The organism is Staphylococcus canis, from assembly GCF_016238445.1.
Taxonomy (GTDB): Bacteria; Bacillota; Bacilli; order Staphylococcales; family Staphylococcaceae; genus Staphylococcus; species Staphylococcus canis.
Window position 1 is genome coordinate 1 of the sequence record NZ_JABANU010000036.1, and the last position, 16,352, is coordinate 16,352.

Genomic DNA, 16,352 nt, shown 5'->3' on the forward strand with positions numbered 1-16,352 from the left:
GAAACATTACCATCTTTATCTTTTTCGATAGCTGTGATAACGTCTCCTTCATTTAAGTCTGTACCATTTGGTACATCTACTGTCCAGTTACCGTCTTGGTCAACTGTTGTTTCAGTAGTTGAACCATCTGGCCATGTGATTACAATTGTATTGCCTGGTGTACCACCATGACCTGTTACAGTTGTATCGTTATCTTTGATTGGATCTACTGTAGGTGCTGGTAAATCAACTTGTCCTTGATCGTTGCCGCCTACTGTTACCGTTGTTGTACCTGAAACATTACCATCTTTATCTTTTTCGATAGCTGTGATAACGTCTCCTTCATTTAAGTCTGTACCATTTGGTACATCTACTGTCCAGTTACCGTCTTGGTCAACTGTTGTTTCAGTAGTTGAACCATTTGGCCAAGTAATAACAATTGTGTTACCTGGTGTACCATCGTGACCTGTTACAGTTGTATCATTATCTTTGATTGGATCTACTGTAGGTGCTGGTAAATCAACTTGTGCTTTTTCACCAGTAGTTACAGTAACTGTTGTATGATCTTGACTTCCGTCTGGATATGTGATTGTTACTGGCACTTCCACTGTTCCTGGTGTATTACCATCTGGTAATGTTGATGGATCATCAATTGTTACTGTTGGTTGTTCTTGATTCGCTGGATAATTTGGTACTTTTACAGCTCCAATTACTTGGTCTTCTGTTGTTGGTGTACCATAATCATTATTTACTGGATCTGTTGTTGGTTCATACATATCACTAATTGGATTACCTGTTGTTACTGTTACTGTTGTGTGGTCTTGACTTCCATCTGGATACGTGATTGTTACCGGTACATCCACTGTTCCTGGTGTTGAACCATCTGGAATTAATGATGGATCATCAATTGTAATTGTTGGTTGTTCTTGATCCGTTGGATAATTTGGTATTGTTACTGCTCCTGTTACTTCATCAGCAGTTGTTGGTGTACCAAGATCTTTTTCAATTGGTTCTGTTGTTGGCTCATACATATCGCTAATTGGGTTGCCTGTTGTTACTGTTACTGTTGTGTGGTCTTGACTTCCATCTGGATATGTGATTGTTACTGGTACATCCACTGTTCCTGGTGTATTACCATCTGGTAATGTTGATGGATCGTCAATTGTTACTGTTGGTTGTTCTTGATCCGTTGGATAATTTGGTACTGTTACTGCTCCTGTTACTTGATCTGCTGTTGTTGGCGTACCGTAATCATTATTCACTGGATCTGTTGTTGGTTCATATGTTGTGCTATCTGGGTTACCTGTTGTTACAGGTACTGTAATATGATCTTGAGTTCCATCTGGATATGTTACCGTTACCGGCACATCTACTGTTCCTGGTGTATTACCATCTGGTAATGTTGTCGGATCATCTACAGATATTGTTGGTGGTTGTTGATCTGTTGGATAATCTGGTACCGTTACTGCTCCTGTCACTTGGTCTGCTGTTGTTGGTGTACCATAATTATTTTCAACTGGGTTTGCTTGAGGTTCATATTTTGATGCGTCTGTAACTTTATAAATAAATGAATCCGCATCGATAACATTTCCACCTTCATATAAACGTGCAGTGAATACTTCTCCATCTTTTGGTGGCGTTGGTAAATCAGCAAATACTAATGTTGATGCTTGTTCTGCTGTTGGAATGTCAGTAACATCTACAGTTTTAACAACATCGCCATTTCCATTAGTCCACTCAACTTTCATTGGTAAAGGTGAAATTGTTGAACCGATTAAGTCAACTTTTACTTCTGTAACATCAGGTGTTGCTGGGTTGTCTGTTGTATTATAGTCTAATACATCTAATCCTAATTCTGTTTGTGGTACTACTGCAAAGTTCACGTTATACCACATTGGGTTCTGAACAAGGTTTTGTGCTGGTGCAGTTTGTGGTACCCAAGAAAGGTTACTATTTGGTGCTCTGAACTCAGGTGTTGTAAATGCTGAGTATGTTTGTACAGTATTTCCATTTGGATCCATAACATATCCATATAAATATCTATCATTTAAAGTACCATCTGGGAAACGAACTGTGTATCGTCCATTATCATCAGTTGTTCCAGTTACTGTAGCTGAAATATATTCAGGATGTGCTGTAAGTAAATCTTTAGCTGCTTTATCTCTTTCAGACTCAGGTAATGAGTTAACTTGTGCCTCGTAAACAGCCGCTCCTTCATCAGTTAATGAAGAAAAGACAACTTTGTATCCAGCTGCTTGAGGGTCATTAATATTGTCATTAGGTCCTGTAGCTGAGTTTGCATAGTCTCCAGCACCTGTTTCTAGCCATACTTTACCAGAAATACTATTACGCGCATTTAAACTTACTGCTGGTGCTGATAATGGGCCTTCTGTATCATTCACCCATTGTGTTTGATCTTTTGTCATATAACCATCGCTTGGATGCTCATACATGTAAATACCTGTACGTTGCATGTTTGTACCAATTAATGGGAATTGTCCTAAGTTCGAACCTGTAACTGAGTTCACGTAAGAACCTGGGAAGAATCCACCTGCTTGACGGAACATCGACATCGTGTTACCCGCATCATTTTGGTAATCTTGGATCCATAATTTATAGTATTGACCGCCTTCTGCACTATAAGTATGTTCATTGCCATTACTATCAATCCATGGTTCACGTAAATCAAATGCGTAAGCACCTGGACCTACTTGACTACCATCAAGACTTGATAATTGATTAGTTGTATGTGCGCGATAAACAGGTGATACTGCACCATCTTTATCAATCCATTGCATGTAAACTGGTGTACCTTCAGGAACTGGTGTTAAACCGTTAGCGAATGTTGCAGGTGTACCTTTATCTACTTCCCAAGCACGACCTGATAATGTATTAGCAGCATTTGTCGCATCTGTTTGTGAAGCAATATAACCATTTGCAAGCGCATCTGCATCAATAATTTGATCTGTAGATGTTGTTGCATCTGCAGCTACAGGTGTCGCAGCAAATAATGAAATTGAATCGTTATCTGTTAATGCAGATGATCTTAAAGCAACTGTTGCTTCTGGTGATAAACTATCTTGTTGATTTGCAAAGTCTTGTAATAAAGCAGCGTAAATATCTTGTGAAGTTGCTGTATTGAAATCTAATCCTAAGTCAGCAATTTTTGCATCAATCTCATCAGATGATAATGATGTATTGTTTGCTAAATAATCTTTTGTATATGTTGCTTTACTTTCTGGAGTATCTAACTTGTCATAGTTTGTAGTAAATGTATCTGGTTGAGTGCTATCTACTGAAGGTTGAGGTGATGTTTCTTGTTGAGTAGTTGGTTGTTCTGTAGTCGCTTCTTCTGTTGATGGTGCTTCTTGTGTCGCTTGTTCTGTAGTTGCTTCTTCTGTTGATGGTGTTTCTTGTGTCGCTTGCTCTGTAGTCGCTTCTTCTGTTGATGGTGTTTCTTGTGTCGCTTGTTCTGTAGTTGCTTCTTCTGTTGATGGTGCTTCTTGTGTCGCTTGTTCTGTAGTCGCTTCTTCTGTTGATGGTGTTTCTTGTGTCGCTTGTTCTGTAGTCGCTTCTTCTGTTGATGGTGTTTCTTGTGTCGCTTGCTCTGTAGTTGCTTCTTCTGTTGATGGTGCTTCTTGTGTCGCTTGCTCTGTAGTCGCTTCTTCTGTTGATGGTGTTTCTTGTGTCGCTTGTTCTGTAGTCGCTTCTTCTGTTGATGGTGCTTCTTGTGTTACTTGTTCTGTAGTTGCTTCTTCTGTTGATGGTGTTGTAGAACTAGTTTCGTTACTATTAGTTGTTGATGTTTCAGTTGATGAAGTCGTATCTTCAGCTGCTCTAGCATCTTGTCCAGCGCCAAAAATCAACGTAGCACCTATTAAAATAGATGCAGTTCCAACCGTAAAACGTCGAATTGAGTACTTATTCGCTCGATTCGGTAAGAAATCAATTCTACCTTTTTTTGATTTCTGGTTATTTTTCATCCATATCCCTCCATTTACTACTCCTTAAATATAGAGTACAATTCAAACTCTATCATCAATCGACTGAATAATATATGTTTTAGATTTTTCTATAAAATCAAAATAAACCAGATTATTTAACAATAACAATAGCAATACTCTAAAATCATTGACATAGCGTGTTTGATACAAAATATTAAAATTTTATATTTTGTTTTAACGACTTGTTTTTTTAGTCATATGCACAATTCATTTAACTTTATAACTAAATCTCTCTTTATAGTAAGATAATACAATTTCAAATTTCCCTTAGAATGATATTTTTTATTATTAAGAGATATATTAAAAATACCATTAAATAAAAAAAGACAGAGATTAAGTGACCATCACTTTTGCTCTGTCTTTACTTACTTTCATATATTACCAGTTTATCTTTTAGTCTTTTATCATACTTTATGGGAATTTAGGGAATTGATCGAAGTTAGGTGAACGTTTTTCTTTAAAAGCGTCACGTCCTTCTTTCGCTTCGTCTGTAGTGTAATACAATAATGTTGCATCTCCAGCAAATTGCTGTAATCCAGCAAGCCCATCTGTATCTGCGTTCATAGCTGCTTTTAAGAATCTTAACGCTGTTGGAGAATGTTGTAAAATTTCTTTACTCCATTTCACAGTTTCATCTTCAACTTGGTCTAAAGGTACTACAGTATTTACTAATCCCATATCTAATGCTTGTTGTGCATCGTATTGGCGAGATAAGTACCAAATCTCACGTGCCTTTTTATGACCTACAATACGCGCTAAGTAGCCAGAACCATATCCTGCATCAAATGAGCCCACTTTCGGTCCAGTTTGACCAAAGCGTGCATTATCCGCTGCAATAGTTAAGTCACACACAACTTGTAATACGTTACCGCCACCAATAGCGTAACCTTTTACCATTGCAATGACTGGTTTAGGAATAACACGAATTAGTCGTTGTAAATCTAATACGTTCAAGCGTGGAATTTGGTCATCCCCAACATAACCGCCATGACCACGTACTTTTTGGTCACCACCTGAACAAAATGCTTTATCTCCTTCTCCTGTTAAAATGATAACACCTATACGTTCATCATCTCGTGCTCTTGAAAAAGCATCAATCATTTCTTGAACAGTGTTTGGTGTGAATGCGTTATGTACTTCAGGACGATTAATTGTTACTTTAGCAATTCCTTCAAAATATTCATATTTAATTTCTTTATATTCTTTAAGTGTTTCCCATTGTCTTGTCATGGTTTTCCTCCTCTAATTAACTAGTAAAACATCCTTTATTATTGTATCAAATTTAGCTGTATCTTCCACATGAACTGTATGACCAACATTCGATACCTCATTTAAAAAACCGTTAGGTAATTCCGAAATCATATCTCTACCAATATTTACAAATTTTTCATCTAAAGTTCCTACAATAATAGAAACAGGTACTGATAATGATTTCAATTTAGGCCATAGGTTCGGCATCTGACCTGTGCCATAATCTTTCAGTGCTTTTGCTAACCTTTGAGGGTTTTGAGACATTCGTTGTTCTCGAATCGTATGTCGAACCTTCTCAGGCAAGTCATATTGTGTTTTAAATAATGGCAACTTTTCCCAGTCATTTACAAAAACTTTAATACCAACTAGCTCAAGTACACGCGCTCTCGCATTGTCCACTTTAACTCTCTCTTCTCGTTGTTCAGTTTCACGGATACCTGGACTACCACTTTCTAAAATTAGTGCTGTTATGCTATCTTGGTGTTCTAATGCATAATAGAGCGCTACACGCGCACCCATCGAATAACCTTGTAAATATATACGATATTCAGAATAGCGACTTAAAACCTCATCTAACTGGCCTATAATCCAGTCAAAATCCCAAGTCACACTTATCGGCGAATCATCTTGGCCATGACCTGGTAAGTCTACAACTAACACATTAGCCCATTCAGTTAAACGATTTAAATGTGCCTCATACGTGCGATGATCACTGATGAACCCATGTAACATGACAAGTAATTTATCAGTCTTTTGTTGTGCTGAATGTAATCTATAATGCAACATTCACAATTTCCCCTAGCTTTTGATATAGTTTTTGATGCGCTTGATAATTTTCTTCTCGATTTGTCATGATTTCAAATAATGTAGATGACATCAATGATAACTCTGTATATTCAAACGTATTAATGTCAGTGAAACGTTTAAAATTAAAATCATACAATAACGCCGCATGTTCAAAATTGAGTCCTGTTGGTGTGCCAAATAACTTTTCAAAAACTTCATTTGCACTTTCTTTTTGTGGTAAGTATGAAAATATACCCCCGCCATCGTTATTAAGTAAAACAATATTCATATGAATATCATTTAACTTTGCCATTAATAGGCCATTCATATCATGGTAAAACGCAAGATCTCCAATAAGTAAAGTCACTTTACGATGCACAGCCATTCCAAGCGCTGTTGAAATTACACCATCAATGCCATTAGCGCCTCGATTGGCATAGATATGCGCTTCATTATTGAAATACAAATTATCAATATCACGTATCGGCATACTATTACTTACAAACACATGGTCATCAGCACCTAGTTTATCTAATAATCGACTAATATATGCTGATTCATCACTCACCGTTTTTTGGTGTATTTCAATTTCTTGACGTGCTTGTTGCTCCATTGTTTGCCAGTACTTTAACCAAGTTTTACGCTCAGTCATCGCAATGTGGTCTAAACTTCTAAAAAAGTCATTCGCTGACATTTCAAAAAAGTAATCTGGTTTTTTAGGAAATGCATCTATATTAATACTGTTTTGCACCAAAATTTGAGGAGCTTTTACTTTTTTTAGCCATTGATTTAATTTTTTAGAAATAACAGGCTTACCTACTCTTATGATAAAATCAACTTCAACTTCTAATCCTGAACGAAATAGCAAGTCATAGGTCGCAATCACATTTGGGTGATGTGTTCGTCTCATACTATTAAGCGGATCAGCTAAAATTGGTAAGTCATACACTGCTGAAAATGTCAATAGTTGTGAAAGGTTTTGGTGTTGCATATCACCTACAATAATTAATCCTTTTTTTCTACTAAGTAGCGATTCTATCGACGATACATCTGCAGTTTTTTGATACTGTGCTATATGATACGTTTCTGATGTTAACCATTCTGTTTGGGACATATCTGGTGTTAAAGGCTCTCGAAACGGCATATTAAAATGTATCGGCCCTCTATGTACCCCCTCAAAATACTGGCTCGCTTTTTGCAGTTGATAAGTTGTCGTTTCAACGGTAAAGTCTGTTTGATCTGCAATTGGTAAATCGAATTGGAAACGCACATAGTTCTGAAACATATTTGTTTGATTGATGGCTTGAGGTGCACCAATTTGTCGAAGCTCATGTGGTCGGTCACTTGTTAGCACAATCAGTGGTAATCGACTAATATCACTCTCAGCAACAGCAGGTACATAATTTGCTGCAGCAGTACCTGAAGTACAAAGGATAGCGACAGGTTTCTCACTACCCTTAATTAATCCTAACGCGAAAAATGCAGCACTTCTTTCATCGGGATGTATCCATGTTTTAATATGTGGATGACATTCAAATGCTATGGCTAAAGGTGTTGATCGTGAACCTGGACTAATGACAACCTCTCGTAATCCATAAGCATACAATTCTGATACAAAATGAAAGACTTGTTTTGTTAAATTATGTTGTGCATTAGTCATTATTTTTCACCCCGAGTGCGTCCATCATTGGACTAAATTTTAACGCTGTTTCTTCTAATTCTTCTTGTGCATTTGAATCTTTAACAATGCCAGCTCCTGCGAATAATAATGCTTGCTTTTGATTCATAAGCATAGAACGAATAGCAACGATAAATTCACTATCATCATAAATGTCTATCGTCCCAACTGGTGCACCGTATAATCCTCTTGCACCAAACTCGTGTGCTTCAATATACGCCATTGCTTTATCTTTAGGATATCCGCCAAGTGCTGGTGTTGGATGTAACTGATCGATCAGTTCAATATAAGACGGTTGAGATAAAGGACCGCCAATTTCCGTAAATAAATGATACAAATGATCGTTTTTAAGAATTTTTGGCGTATGGTCATACTCAGCATTCGCTACAAAGGGTTGAATATCTTCTAAAATACTTTCAACAACGATTTGATGTTCCACACGGTTTTTCTCATCATTTAAAAAGGCTTTTAAATGCGCTTCGTCTTTCTCTTTATCATGAGTACGACGTATTGTACCTGCTACAGCTTTTGTATATAAGTTGCCATTTTCAACTCTAAATAATTGCTCTGGAGTTTGAGACACAAATGTATCCTCACCAGATTCGAGAACGAAAAGATAACTATTCTTTTCATTTTGCAATGCCCTGTTCAAAATGTTAGATATATTAATCGCTTGCTCAAATTGCACCATACGTCTTCTTGACAATACAACCTTCTCGTCATGTTTTAATTGTTGAATTGTCTCATCTACTAATGCTTTCCACTCGTCTTGATAAATATCTTCTATACGTTTAATAGGCGGTACTGTATTCTCGCTTAAGTGATAAGGTTGTAATGTATTAAATTGATTTATATAATGATTCAAATCATCTATTGAAAATTCCGATTTAGGTACCGTATACGTTAGAAATGTTTCTCCACCGATTTGGGATATTAATATTTCAGGCAGGACAAAATGATTCATACCAAATCGACGCCATTCATCTCCCATACGTTTTGCAGAAAATTGAAACCCTCCACAAATACGTAAATGATGGCGTTCAGAATCAGGATGAATTAACGCGATTTTTTGTTTAATCTTTTCCCATTCTTTAAAAATTGATCGCTTATTCTTAAAATCATTTTTCAATTCCATTGCAACACGGCATCCAAAAAAAGAAGTCTCACTATCGTTCAGTTGAAAATAAAAGCGATTACCAGCATCTTTTTTTGTGAATTCAAATAAAGTTATAGGATCAAGTTGACGTTTTAACTTGACGTCTATTGAAACCCACTGCAACTTTGTTTGACTTACCGCTTCTGCGATTGCCTGTTCACCTACGTCAACAGTCATCTATTTCTCACTTCTTTCATCATAATCATATCCAGACCTTCATCTACTCTAAACATTGGATAAAAGACCACACATTTTAATCTTATCTATCAGAGTAGAGAAACTGAGACACAATAAACCATTGCTCAGATAAATCGTTTATTGATCCCAATCTTTTTTAGACATTTAATTATCGCCCTAAGTCGACATAGCGACCTTTATATGCATAGATTTATAATCCTTAAGTTTTCAAGGGCACTTCACTCCATTAAGTTATTTTAACATTTTTCTGGTTGGTTGTGTGAGTCTTTGATTGTACTTTTATGAATAAACCTTGTACTTTGAGACTGCCTCGCCCCCTGATAACCTTTTATTCATCCAATTTATATATGATATTGTAAAATGCACGCATTTTGGTAAGAGGTTTATTGCTTTATTTTTCAAAGTTTCATACAATAATCATGGTAAAAATTTATAAAACAGGAGTTAAGTTATATATGATGAAACAATTCAAACAACATTCTGCCTTCCATAAGTATTGGGCATTAATGCGTCCTCACACTCTGACTGCTTCTGTCGTGCCTGTTCTAGTCGGTACAGCGACAGCTAAGCTATTTTTACTTGGTAGCGAAGATCGTTTAAGTCTATTTTTATTTCTTGTTATGTTGTTAGCCTGTCTATTGATTCAAGGTGCAACTAATATGTTTAATGAATATTATGACTTTAAAAAAGGGTTAGACGATCATGAATCAGTCGGCATTGGCGGTGCAATAGTACGTAACGGTATGACACCAAAATCTGTATTGAACTTGGCAATTGCATTTTATGTTATCGCAGCCTTATTAGGATTGATTTTAGCCATCAAAACATCATTTTGGCTCATTCCAGTTGGCCTTGTATGTATGGCGGTAGGCTATCTTTATACAGGTGGTCCTTTCCCAATTTCTTGGACGCCTTTTGGTGAACTGTTCTCAGGTATTTTTATGGGAATGATTATTATTTTAATCGCATTTTTTATTCAAACAGGTAATCTTCAAGGCTATGCAGTATGGATTAGTATTCCGATTGTTATTACAATCGGTTTAATTAATATGGCAAATAATATTAGGGACCGTGTGAAAGATAAACAAAGTGGTAGATTGACACTTCCGATTTTATTAGGTAAAAAAGGATCTTTAATCTTCTTACTTGCATGTTACGCTTTTGCCTATTTATTTGTAATCTATACAGCTTTATTTAAAGATGGCGGTTCTCTATTTTATTTATTAGTTCTATTTAGTTTTCCTTTACCAATTAAAGTATATCGTCGATTTAAACGTGCAGATACGCCTCAAACAATGATGCCTGCTATGGCAGCTTCAGGCAAAACAAATACAATATTTGGATTACTATATGCACTAGGTATTTATATCAGTGCATTACTAGGTGGTATCTAAAAAAGAGACACAGATAAGCGTTGTTCATTACTCTAAGCTTATCTGTGTCTTATTTTTTGGATATACCTTTATTACTCTTCGTCTCGATTAACTTGAATTAACTGATGACGATGATTAAAAAATTGTTTATAACTTAAGTACGTTGCAACAAGCGCAGAAATAATCGTAGCTGTTGTATGAATGAAAACTACCATTAATTGGAATTTAATCGCTTGTAATGGTGGCACTCCTGCAATAATTAGTCCTGTCATCATTCCAGGTATAGAGACTAATCCATATGTTTTAACTGAATCAATCGTTGGTACAATCGCAACTTTTATACTTTCTCGAATCGCATCTTTAGCAGCTAGCGATGGTGTTGCTCCTAACGATAACTTTGCTTCAATTGAATCTGTTTCTTTCGTAAAGATGCGATTTAAATTTTGGTAACTTAAGTTAATCGCAATCATACCATTACTCCCAACCATACCAGCTATCGGTATGATTTCATTAGGTTTGAAACTTATAGCTCCCGTGAGTAAAACTCCACCTAGTGATAATATAGCCCCTGTCGCAATACCTGCAAAAGAAACTAAAAATACATTTTTCATAATTGGAGAAGCTCTACGTCTTGTATTAAGTGCAGCATTAATCATAATAACAACAATCAATGCAAGTACAATCCACACTTCTTCTAGCTTAAATACAAACTCTAATAGATAACCGATAATAACTAATTGGATTACCGCTCGAATCGCAGCGATAATTAAATCTTTAGCAATATGTAATCGTTCTTTAAAAGATACAAAAATTGGAATAAGTAATAATAACGAGGTCAACAGCAATGACGTCGTACTCATCATGATAGACGCACCTCCTCGTCTACTTGGCCATTTTTTATTATGATCTTTCGATTAAATCTGCTTTTGCTTTGATTTTGATTATGTGTAATCCATAAAACCGTTGTCCCATTTTGAGCCATTTCGAAAATAAGATCTTCAATCGCATCACTATTTTTAGCATCTAAAGCACTTGTCGCTTCATCCAGAAGTAACACTTCGGGTATATACATTAACTGTCTCGCAATAGTAATCCGTTGTTGTTCTCCACCAGACATATATTGTATATAATCAGAGAGTTTATACTTATTGAGACCCATCTGTTTCAATAATTGTTTAGCTCTTTTGGAATTAAAGTCTTCACCTCGTGTTCGCGCTGGAAATGCTAAATTATCTTCAACAGTATCTCCAAACAATTCAACACTTTGAGGGAGATAACTAATACGCTGTCTTAATTTTTCAGGTGAATACTCTTGATACAGATGTCCTTTATAACTAATCTCACCTTCTGTAGGACTAATGAGATCAGCAATCACACGAAGTAATGTACTTTTACCGCTACCTGAGGGACCTACAACGGCAATTGCCTCTCCTTTTTCTATAGACATATTGATGCCATCTAAAATACGTCTATTATCAATGCTATAACTCACATCTCGTAGTTCAAGCATAAACATCATTCCTCCTAATTATGATAGATCATATAGTAATACTCATGACCGTACAGCATTTTAGACTCTTGAACTGTAAAACCTAACTTTTGATACAGTGCAAATGCTTTTTGATTCTCAACATCACAGTTAAGGCCCCATTTTGTTGGATGATCTGACTTTAGTATATGTTGCATTAACTCTGTTGCTATACCTTGCCCGCGAAATTCTGGAAATGTCGCTACAGATTCAATATACATATCTCCTTTATTCGCCTCCATAATTGGGAGTGGTGTTTCTTCTTGTAAAACCATACTGTCTTCCAATTCTAAATGACGCCATTGTTGCTCGTATTCGTATTCTTTATCACCATAATAAACGACAATCATTCCTGCTACGCGTTGATTTTTTTCATAAACCCATATATGACTAAGGTGGTTACGATAATGAACATCGATTTGACTTCTTTCAATAGCATTGATGACCTGACTTTTATCGTTCTTTTGTACAATTTCAAGTCCCATATCTTGCCATATCATATATGTAAGTTCTGCAATTTCGAAGCGGTCTTCAGTATTTGCTTTTCTAATCATGATATTCTCCTTTTTATTGATACATAACTCCATTGTAGCTTATGTCTAAATAGATTTAAACTACAGAGAACATGCGTTCTTTTTAATAGTTAATATTTTAAAGATTAATCCTTGAAAAAATTGGCCATATATCATGTTATAAGCCTCATTATTTTCTATAATTTATTAAATACTGGTTGCGATAATAGAACATATGTTCTATTATGGAATCGAGGTGATGTTATCATGATTAATCCAGATGCTCCAGACCCGTATAAATATGAAACAGATTATCGTAAAATTCCACGACAATATCTTAATCCACGTATTCCTAACGGACGTGGTATTGTCAAATGGGCACCATTTGCGACGCTCCCCGAACAATTTGAAGCTATTAAACAATTTGAAAAAAATCAACTTAAAATCGAAAAACCGACACTCAGTGAGGCACAAATGCAAGACATTAATTATATTTTGCATATCAAGTTGGCTCGTAATGAATTCACTACAATTCATTATTGGCGTAATGGACACATCCATAAAATTCAAGGTTATATTTCAAAGGTAGATCCAATAAACCACACATTAATATTAACTAATGCGCGACGTACAGATCGACTTACGATTGATTTAACCGAACTTTATCAAGTCGAGTAGTCTACATTTGTAATACAATACGTAAAGATAGCAGCATTTTTATTTATATCGTGTAAATGTTCTGTTATCTTTTTTTTAATTTCTCTTGATTTTTCTGTTGAGATTGCTATAATAATATTTGTGCTAAAGAAATAAATAGCTATTCCACAGTAGCTCAGTGGTAGAGCTATCGGCTGTTAACCGATCGGTCGTAGGTTCGAATCCTACCTGTGGAGCCATGGAAACGTACTCAAGTTGGCTGAAGAGGCGCCCCTGCTAAGGGTGTAGGTCGCGAGAGCGGCGCGAGGGTTCGAATCCCTCCGTTTCCGCTATATAGGGAACAATAGTTAATATTTGTTTTCTTTAAACTGATAAGAACGCTGTTACGACGGCGTTCTTTTTATTTTGGCTCTTTGTCAACGTCGGTTGGTGAAGAGCCATAAAAAGCCCCGCTAAAATCCAATTTGGAAATTCAGCGGGGTTCTTTTGGAGCTGTATTTATATCCCAGCTCCTTATCTTAAATAACTTCTGATAATCATCGATTATGTGAACAAAGGACTGTCTTTAAATTGAAGATATAATTAAAGATGGAGTCGAATAAAAAACCAAAATAAGTTTATAGTTTTATCTGGATTTTTTATATACTGTCTTAAATTTAATTGTTAATAAAAGGGTTATATATTCTACATAAATTATCTTCAGAATTTAAAGAAATTGTCCCACCTAAAGGTAATAATATTGATGGATGTGTATGGCCACAATCAAAATTACTAAGGACAGGTATCTCTTTGTTTTTTAAAAAAAGCATTGCTATATCTTCTACAGTGACATCCGTAGATTTATAATCAATATTTTCAAATTTTGATAAAATTAACCCGTTTATTTTATCAAAAACACCATGCAATTTTAAAGTTGAAAAAAGACGATGTATGTGATCTATAGATTTACATGAATCTTCTAATATTAGAATACAATCATTATCAATTTTTGGCATATATTCAGTTCCTATAATTGAGCATATAGTGTCTAAATTTCCACCTATCAGTTTTCCAGTAGCATTTCCCTTTTTTAAGAAGTACCAACTATTATATAAAGTTTTTTTAGGTTTATCAAAATATTCCCAATTCGACCACTCTTCTGTCCAATATGGATGAGGGGATAAATCTATATATTTATAATCTTTATCAATTAATAAATTATGAAAGTATTTATAATTTATTTCATTGAAAGGCGGAAATTCACCAAAACTTGTAACAAGTGCTTGAGATATAAAAGTAAGAACTTTAGTTTTCGCATAAATAGCTAATGCAATAGCTGTTGTATCAGAAAAACCTAGTATAATAGGTTTTTTTAATTTAATTGTTTTATAATCAATATATGGAAGTAAATCATTTGAATTATAACCACCTATTGTAGGTATTATACAGTCACAACATTGTATCAATTCATTTAACTCAGCTATTCTATTCTTTAAATCTCCAGATAAATAATTGTCCTTCTTAGAAGTTAACTTTCCTTCTTTTATGAAAAATCCTTTATCTTTTAAGAAATTTATACCCCGTTTATACCTTCTAGGATAAGTTGAACTAGCTGGCCAAGAGGGAGAAAAAATTCCAATTGTACTATTAATATTAAATTTATTTATATCCAATTTTAATCAACTCCTTATATTAAAAGAATATATTTTATAATATACTTGATATCTTTTTCTAAAATTTCATAATTTGCATTTTGTAAAATAACATAACCGATTCTTTCATTACTCCAATTACTTGGGTTAGGTAATACGTCTCCCTCTTCCATTGTAAATTCCTTTTCTAAAACAGTAGATTTTATACTATTCATTGGTAAATTGACGCCATTATAAATCTTACCATAAAGTTTAGGCGGTATTTTATAAATGCTATACCAGTGTATTTAGTATTAAATTCAGGCTTCAAAGGTTCTATACCTAGTCTTATATTTATATATTCTTTGAAATAACTAAAGTGTTGTAACAAACTGTACATCATTAATTTAGATATTTTGTCTCCACCAATTCTAGCACCTATTTCCATCAAATATATACCAGTTTCATTAATTCGAAATTCAGTATGAGTTGCAATGTTATTTAGTAATAAAACCTTTTTACACTTTCCTTTACCAAAATTTATTATTAACTTCTAGGTTCCAAGGATCTATCGTTCCTTTTCCAATAAAAAATTCTTGTTGTTCATTTATAGTATTATTTCTCAATATGACAATCATATAAGAAAGGTATTTATGATTGTCATTAAATGTTCTCATGATATTAGTCCATTTTTCTTTAATTTCATTTAAAGGGATTTCATTGCTATTATTTTTGTTAGAATATTCCGACATTAAATATTCTATATAAGACTCTAACATTTCTTCAGATCTAGATTGCATTTCTTGTTCGTCATAAAAATACAATTCCATATTTGAAGATAAAAAGAGGTCTAACCAGTATTCTCTTCTCCAAAGTTTTATTTCAAAACCTAATATATTTTTTAAATTTTCTAATAATTTAACCGGTACTTTTTTATTATAAAAAAGATTTGTTATAGCTAAAAATCCATTAGGTTTTAGTACTCTTTTATACTCCTTAATAGCTTGTTCTCTATCTCTGATAAAAGTGTTAGCACCTCCCGTTATTATTAAATCAAAATAATCGTCTTCAAAGTCTATGTTCGTGGCATCTCCTACTTGGAACGTAACTTTTTCAGAAACTTCATTTGACTCTTTATTTAAGATAAAATCAGCTTGTCTTACAGCATTTTCATTAACATCAATACCTACAATTTCTGCATCTATAACTTTAGCAATCTCAATAGATGTAAAGCCTGTGTTTGAGCCTATTTCAAGAACTTTGATTTTTTTATTTTTTGCAAACAATAGCGTTTTAAGTAAAATTTCATTTATTGTCCTTTTTCCTCCCGGACATCAGTTTGTTTCTTCTATGTAAGATAATAAATTGACATATTTACTATAATTTTCCACAAAAACCCCTTTATTATTTTTATACACATTACACTAAAAAATGGCTCTCTGTCAAATAGGACTGGTGGCTCAAATTAAAGAGGTTAGTCAACTTGTTGTTGCTGTAGTGAACCCAAAAAGTTGAACTTTTTGATTAAGCTATTTTCCTAAGGCAAGATTTCTGTATTCAACAGGAGTCTTGCCTTTTAAATTTACTTTTCTTCTTACGTTATTATAGTAATTGATATAT

14 protein-coding genes and 2 tRNA genes are annotated in these 16,352 nt (G+C 34.5%); 4 read left to right on the plus strand and 12 right to left on the minus strand.

Annotated features, from left to right (window positions below; all coding sequences use genetic code 11):
* The 5 genes from HHH54_RS10310 to HHH54_RS10330 form a co-directional block, all read right to left on the minus strand.
* On the minus strand, positions 1-3,962 hold a 3,962-nt coding region (locus HHH54_RS10310), incomplete at its 3' end, for a Rib/alpha-like domain-containing protein (RefSeq protein WP_198618726.1).
* 432 nt (positions 3,963-4,394) lie between these two features.
* Positions 4,395-5,213 carry a 1,4-dihydroxy-2-naphthoyl-CoA synthase gene (gene menB, locus HHH54_RS10315; RefSeq protein WP_198618727.1) on the minus strand — a complete coding sequence of 273 codons (819 nt, stop codon included), beginning with the start codon at positions 5,211-5,213 and terminating at the stop codon, positions 4,395-4,397.
* 12 nt (positions 5,214-5,225) lie between these two features.
* Complete coding sequence (menH, locus tag HHH54_RS10320) at positions 5,226-6,020, minus strand: 2-succinyl-6-hydroxy-2,4-cyclohexadiene-1-carboxylate synthase (RefSeq protein ID WP_198618728.1); 795 nt, start codon at positions 6,018-6,020, stop codon at positions 5,226-5,228.
* A complete protein-coding gene (gene menD / locus HHH54_RS10325; protein WP_198618729.1) occupies positions 6,007-7,680 on the minus strand; it encodes a 2-succinyl-5-enolpyruvyl-6-hydroxy-3-cyclohexene-1-carboxylic-acid synthase in 1,674 nt (557 codons plus the stop codon). The genes menH and menD overlap by 14 nt, the downstream gene beginning before the upstream one ends.
* Positions 7,673-9,031 (minus strand): isochorismate synthase, encoded by a 1,359-nt coding sequence (locus HHH54_RS10330; RefSeq protein WP_198618730.1) that lies wholly within the window; start codon positions 9,029-9,031, stop codon positions 7,673-7,675. The genes menD and HHH54_RS10330 overlap by 8 nt, the downstream gene beginning before the upstream one ends.
* A 476-nt stretch (positions 9,032-9,507) precedes the next feature.
* Here HHH54_RS10330 and HHH54_RS10335 point away from each other — a divergent pair, with 476 nt between their 5' ends.
* A complete protein-coding gene (locus HHH54_RS10335) occupies positions 9,508-10,446 on the plus strand; it encodes a 1,4-dihydroxy-2-naphthoate polyprenyltransferase (RefSeq protein ID WP_198618731.1) in 939 nt (312 codons plus the stop codon).
* Positions 10,447-10,517: 71 nt separating this feature from the next.
* On the opposite strand, the gene HHH54_RS10340 is transcribed toward HHH54_RS10335, so the two are convergent.
* From HHH54_RS10340 to HHH54_RS10350, 3 genes are read right to left on the minus strand one after another with little or no spacing between them, the layout of a single operon-like run.
* The gene (locus tag HHH54_RS10340) at positions 10,518-11,288 is read right to left on the minus strand and encodes an ABC transporter permease (RefSeq protein WP_198618732.1); all 771 of its coding nucleotides are present in this window, start codon (positions 11,286-11,288) and stop codon (positions 10,518-10,520) included.
* Positions 11,285-11,935 (minus strand): ABC transporter ATP-binding protein, encoded by a 651-nt coding sequence (locus HHH54_RS10345; RefSeq protein WP_198618733.1) that lies wholly within the window; start codon positions 11,933-11,935, stop codon positions 11,285-11,287. Before HHH54_RS10345 ends, HHH54_RS10340 begins: the two co-directional genes overlap by 4 nt.
* Positions 11,936-11,949: 14 nt before the next feature.
* Entirely contained in the window at positions 11,950-12,507 is a 558-nt protein-coding gene (locus HHH54_RS10350) for a GNAT family N-acetyltransferase (protein ID WP_198618734.1), read from the minus strand.
* A 225-nt stretch (positions 12,508-12,732) separates the two neighbouring features.
* Here HHH54_RS10350 and HHH54_RS10355 point away from each other — a divergent pair, with 225 nt between their 5' ends.
* The 3 genes from HHH54_RS10355 (at position 12,733) to HHH54_RS10365 (ending at position 13,451) form a co-directional block, all read left to right on the plus strand.
* Positions 12,733-13,143, plus strand: coding sequence for a YolD-like family protein (locus HHH54_RS10355; protein ID WP_198618735.1), 411 nt, complete (start codon positions 12,733-12,735; stop codon positions 13,141-13,143).
* A gap of 143 nt (positions 13,144-13,286) precedes the next feature.
* Positions 13,287-13,361 (plus strand) — tRNA-Asn (locus HHH54_RS10360).
* A gap of 1 nt (position 13,362) precedes the next feature.
* Positions 13,363-13,451, plus strand: a tRNA-Ser gene (locus HHH54_RS10365).
* A 327-nt stretch (positions 13,452-13,778) separates the two neighbouring features.
* Here HHH54_RS10365 and HHH54_RS10370 read toward each other — a convergent pair.
* From HHH54_RS10370 to HHH54_RS11570, 4 genes are all read right to left on the minus strand, one after another.
* Positions 13,779-14,774, minus strand: a complete 996-nt coding sequence (locus HHH54_RS10370) for a S66 family peptidase (RefSeq protein WP_198618736.1) — start codon at positions 14,772-14,774, stop codon at positions 13,779-13,781.
* Positions 14,775-14,788: 14 nt separating this feature from the next.
* Positions 14,789-14,968, minus strand: a complete 180-nt coding sequence (locus tag HHH54_RS10375) for a hypothetical protein (RefSeq protein ID WP_198618737.1) — start codon at positions 14,966-14,968, stop codon at positions 14,789-14,791.
* A gap of 294 nt (positions 14,969-15,262) precedes the next feature.
* On the minus strand, positions 15,263-16,045 hold the full coding sequence (locus HHH54_RS10380) for a class I SAM-dependent methyltransferase (RefSeq protein WP_349771838.1): 783 nt from the start codon (positions 16,043-16,045) through the stop codon (positions 15,263-15,265).
* A gap of 216 nt (positions 16,046-16,261) precedes the next feature.
* Positions 16,262-16,348 carry an IS3 family transposase gene (locus HHH54_RS11570; protein ID WP_432813794.1) on the minus strand — a complete coding sequence of 29 codons (87 nt, stop codon included), beginning with the start codon at positions 16,346-16,348 and terminating at the stop codon, positions 16,262-16,264.
* Positions 16,349-16,352: the final 4 nt, after the last annotated feature.

What these genes read in the sequence shown, in the direction of transcription:
- HHH54_RS10330 (WP_198618730.1), bottom strand. Translation starts at nt 9,031, where the DNA reads ATGACTGTTGACGTAGGTGAACAGGCAATCGCAGAAGCGGTAAGTCAA.
- HHH54_RS10340 (WP_198618732.1), bottom strand. Translation starts at nt 11,288, where the DNA reads ATGATGAGTACGACGTCATTGCTGTTGACCTCGTTATTATTACTTATT.
- HHH54_RS10345 (WP_198618733.1), bottom strand. Translation starts at nt 11,935, where the DNA reads ATGCTTGAACTACGAGATGTGAGTTATAGCATTGATAATAGACGTATT.
- HHH54_RS10350 (WP_198618734.1), bottom strand. Translation starts at nt 12,507, where the DNA reads ATGATTAGAAAAGCAAATACTGAAGACCGCTTCGAAATTGCAGAACTT.
- HHH54_RS10355 (WP_198618735.1), top strand. Translation starts at nt 12,733, where the DNA reads ATGATTAATCCAGATGCTCCAGACCCGTATAAATATGAAACAGATTAT.
- menD (WP_198618729.1), bottom strand. Translation starts at nt 7,680, where the DNA reads ATGACTAATGCACAACATAATTTAACAAAACAAGTCTTTCATTTTGTA.
- menH (WP_198618728.1), bottom strand. Translation starts at nt 6,020, where the DNA reads ATGTTGCATTATAGATTACATTCAGCACAACAAAAGACTGATAAATTA.
- HHH54_RS10335 (WP_198618731.1), top strand. Translation starts at nt 9,508, where the DNA reads ATGATGAAACAATTCAAACAACATTCTGCCTTCCATAAGTATTGGGCA.
- HHH54_RS10375 (WP_198618737.1), bottom strand. Translation starts at nt 14,968, where the DNA reads ATGAATAGTATAAAATCTACTGTTTTAGAAAAGGAATTTACAATGGAA.
- menB (WP_198618727.1), bottom strand. Translation starts at nt 5,213, where the DNA reads ATGACAAGACAATGGGAAACACTTAAAGAATATAAAGAAATTAAATAT.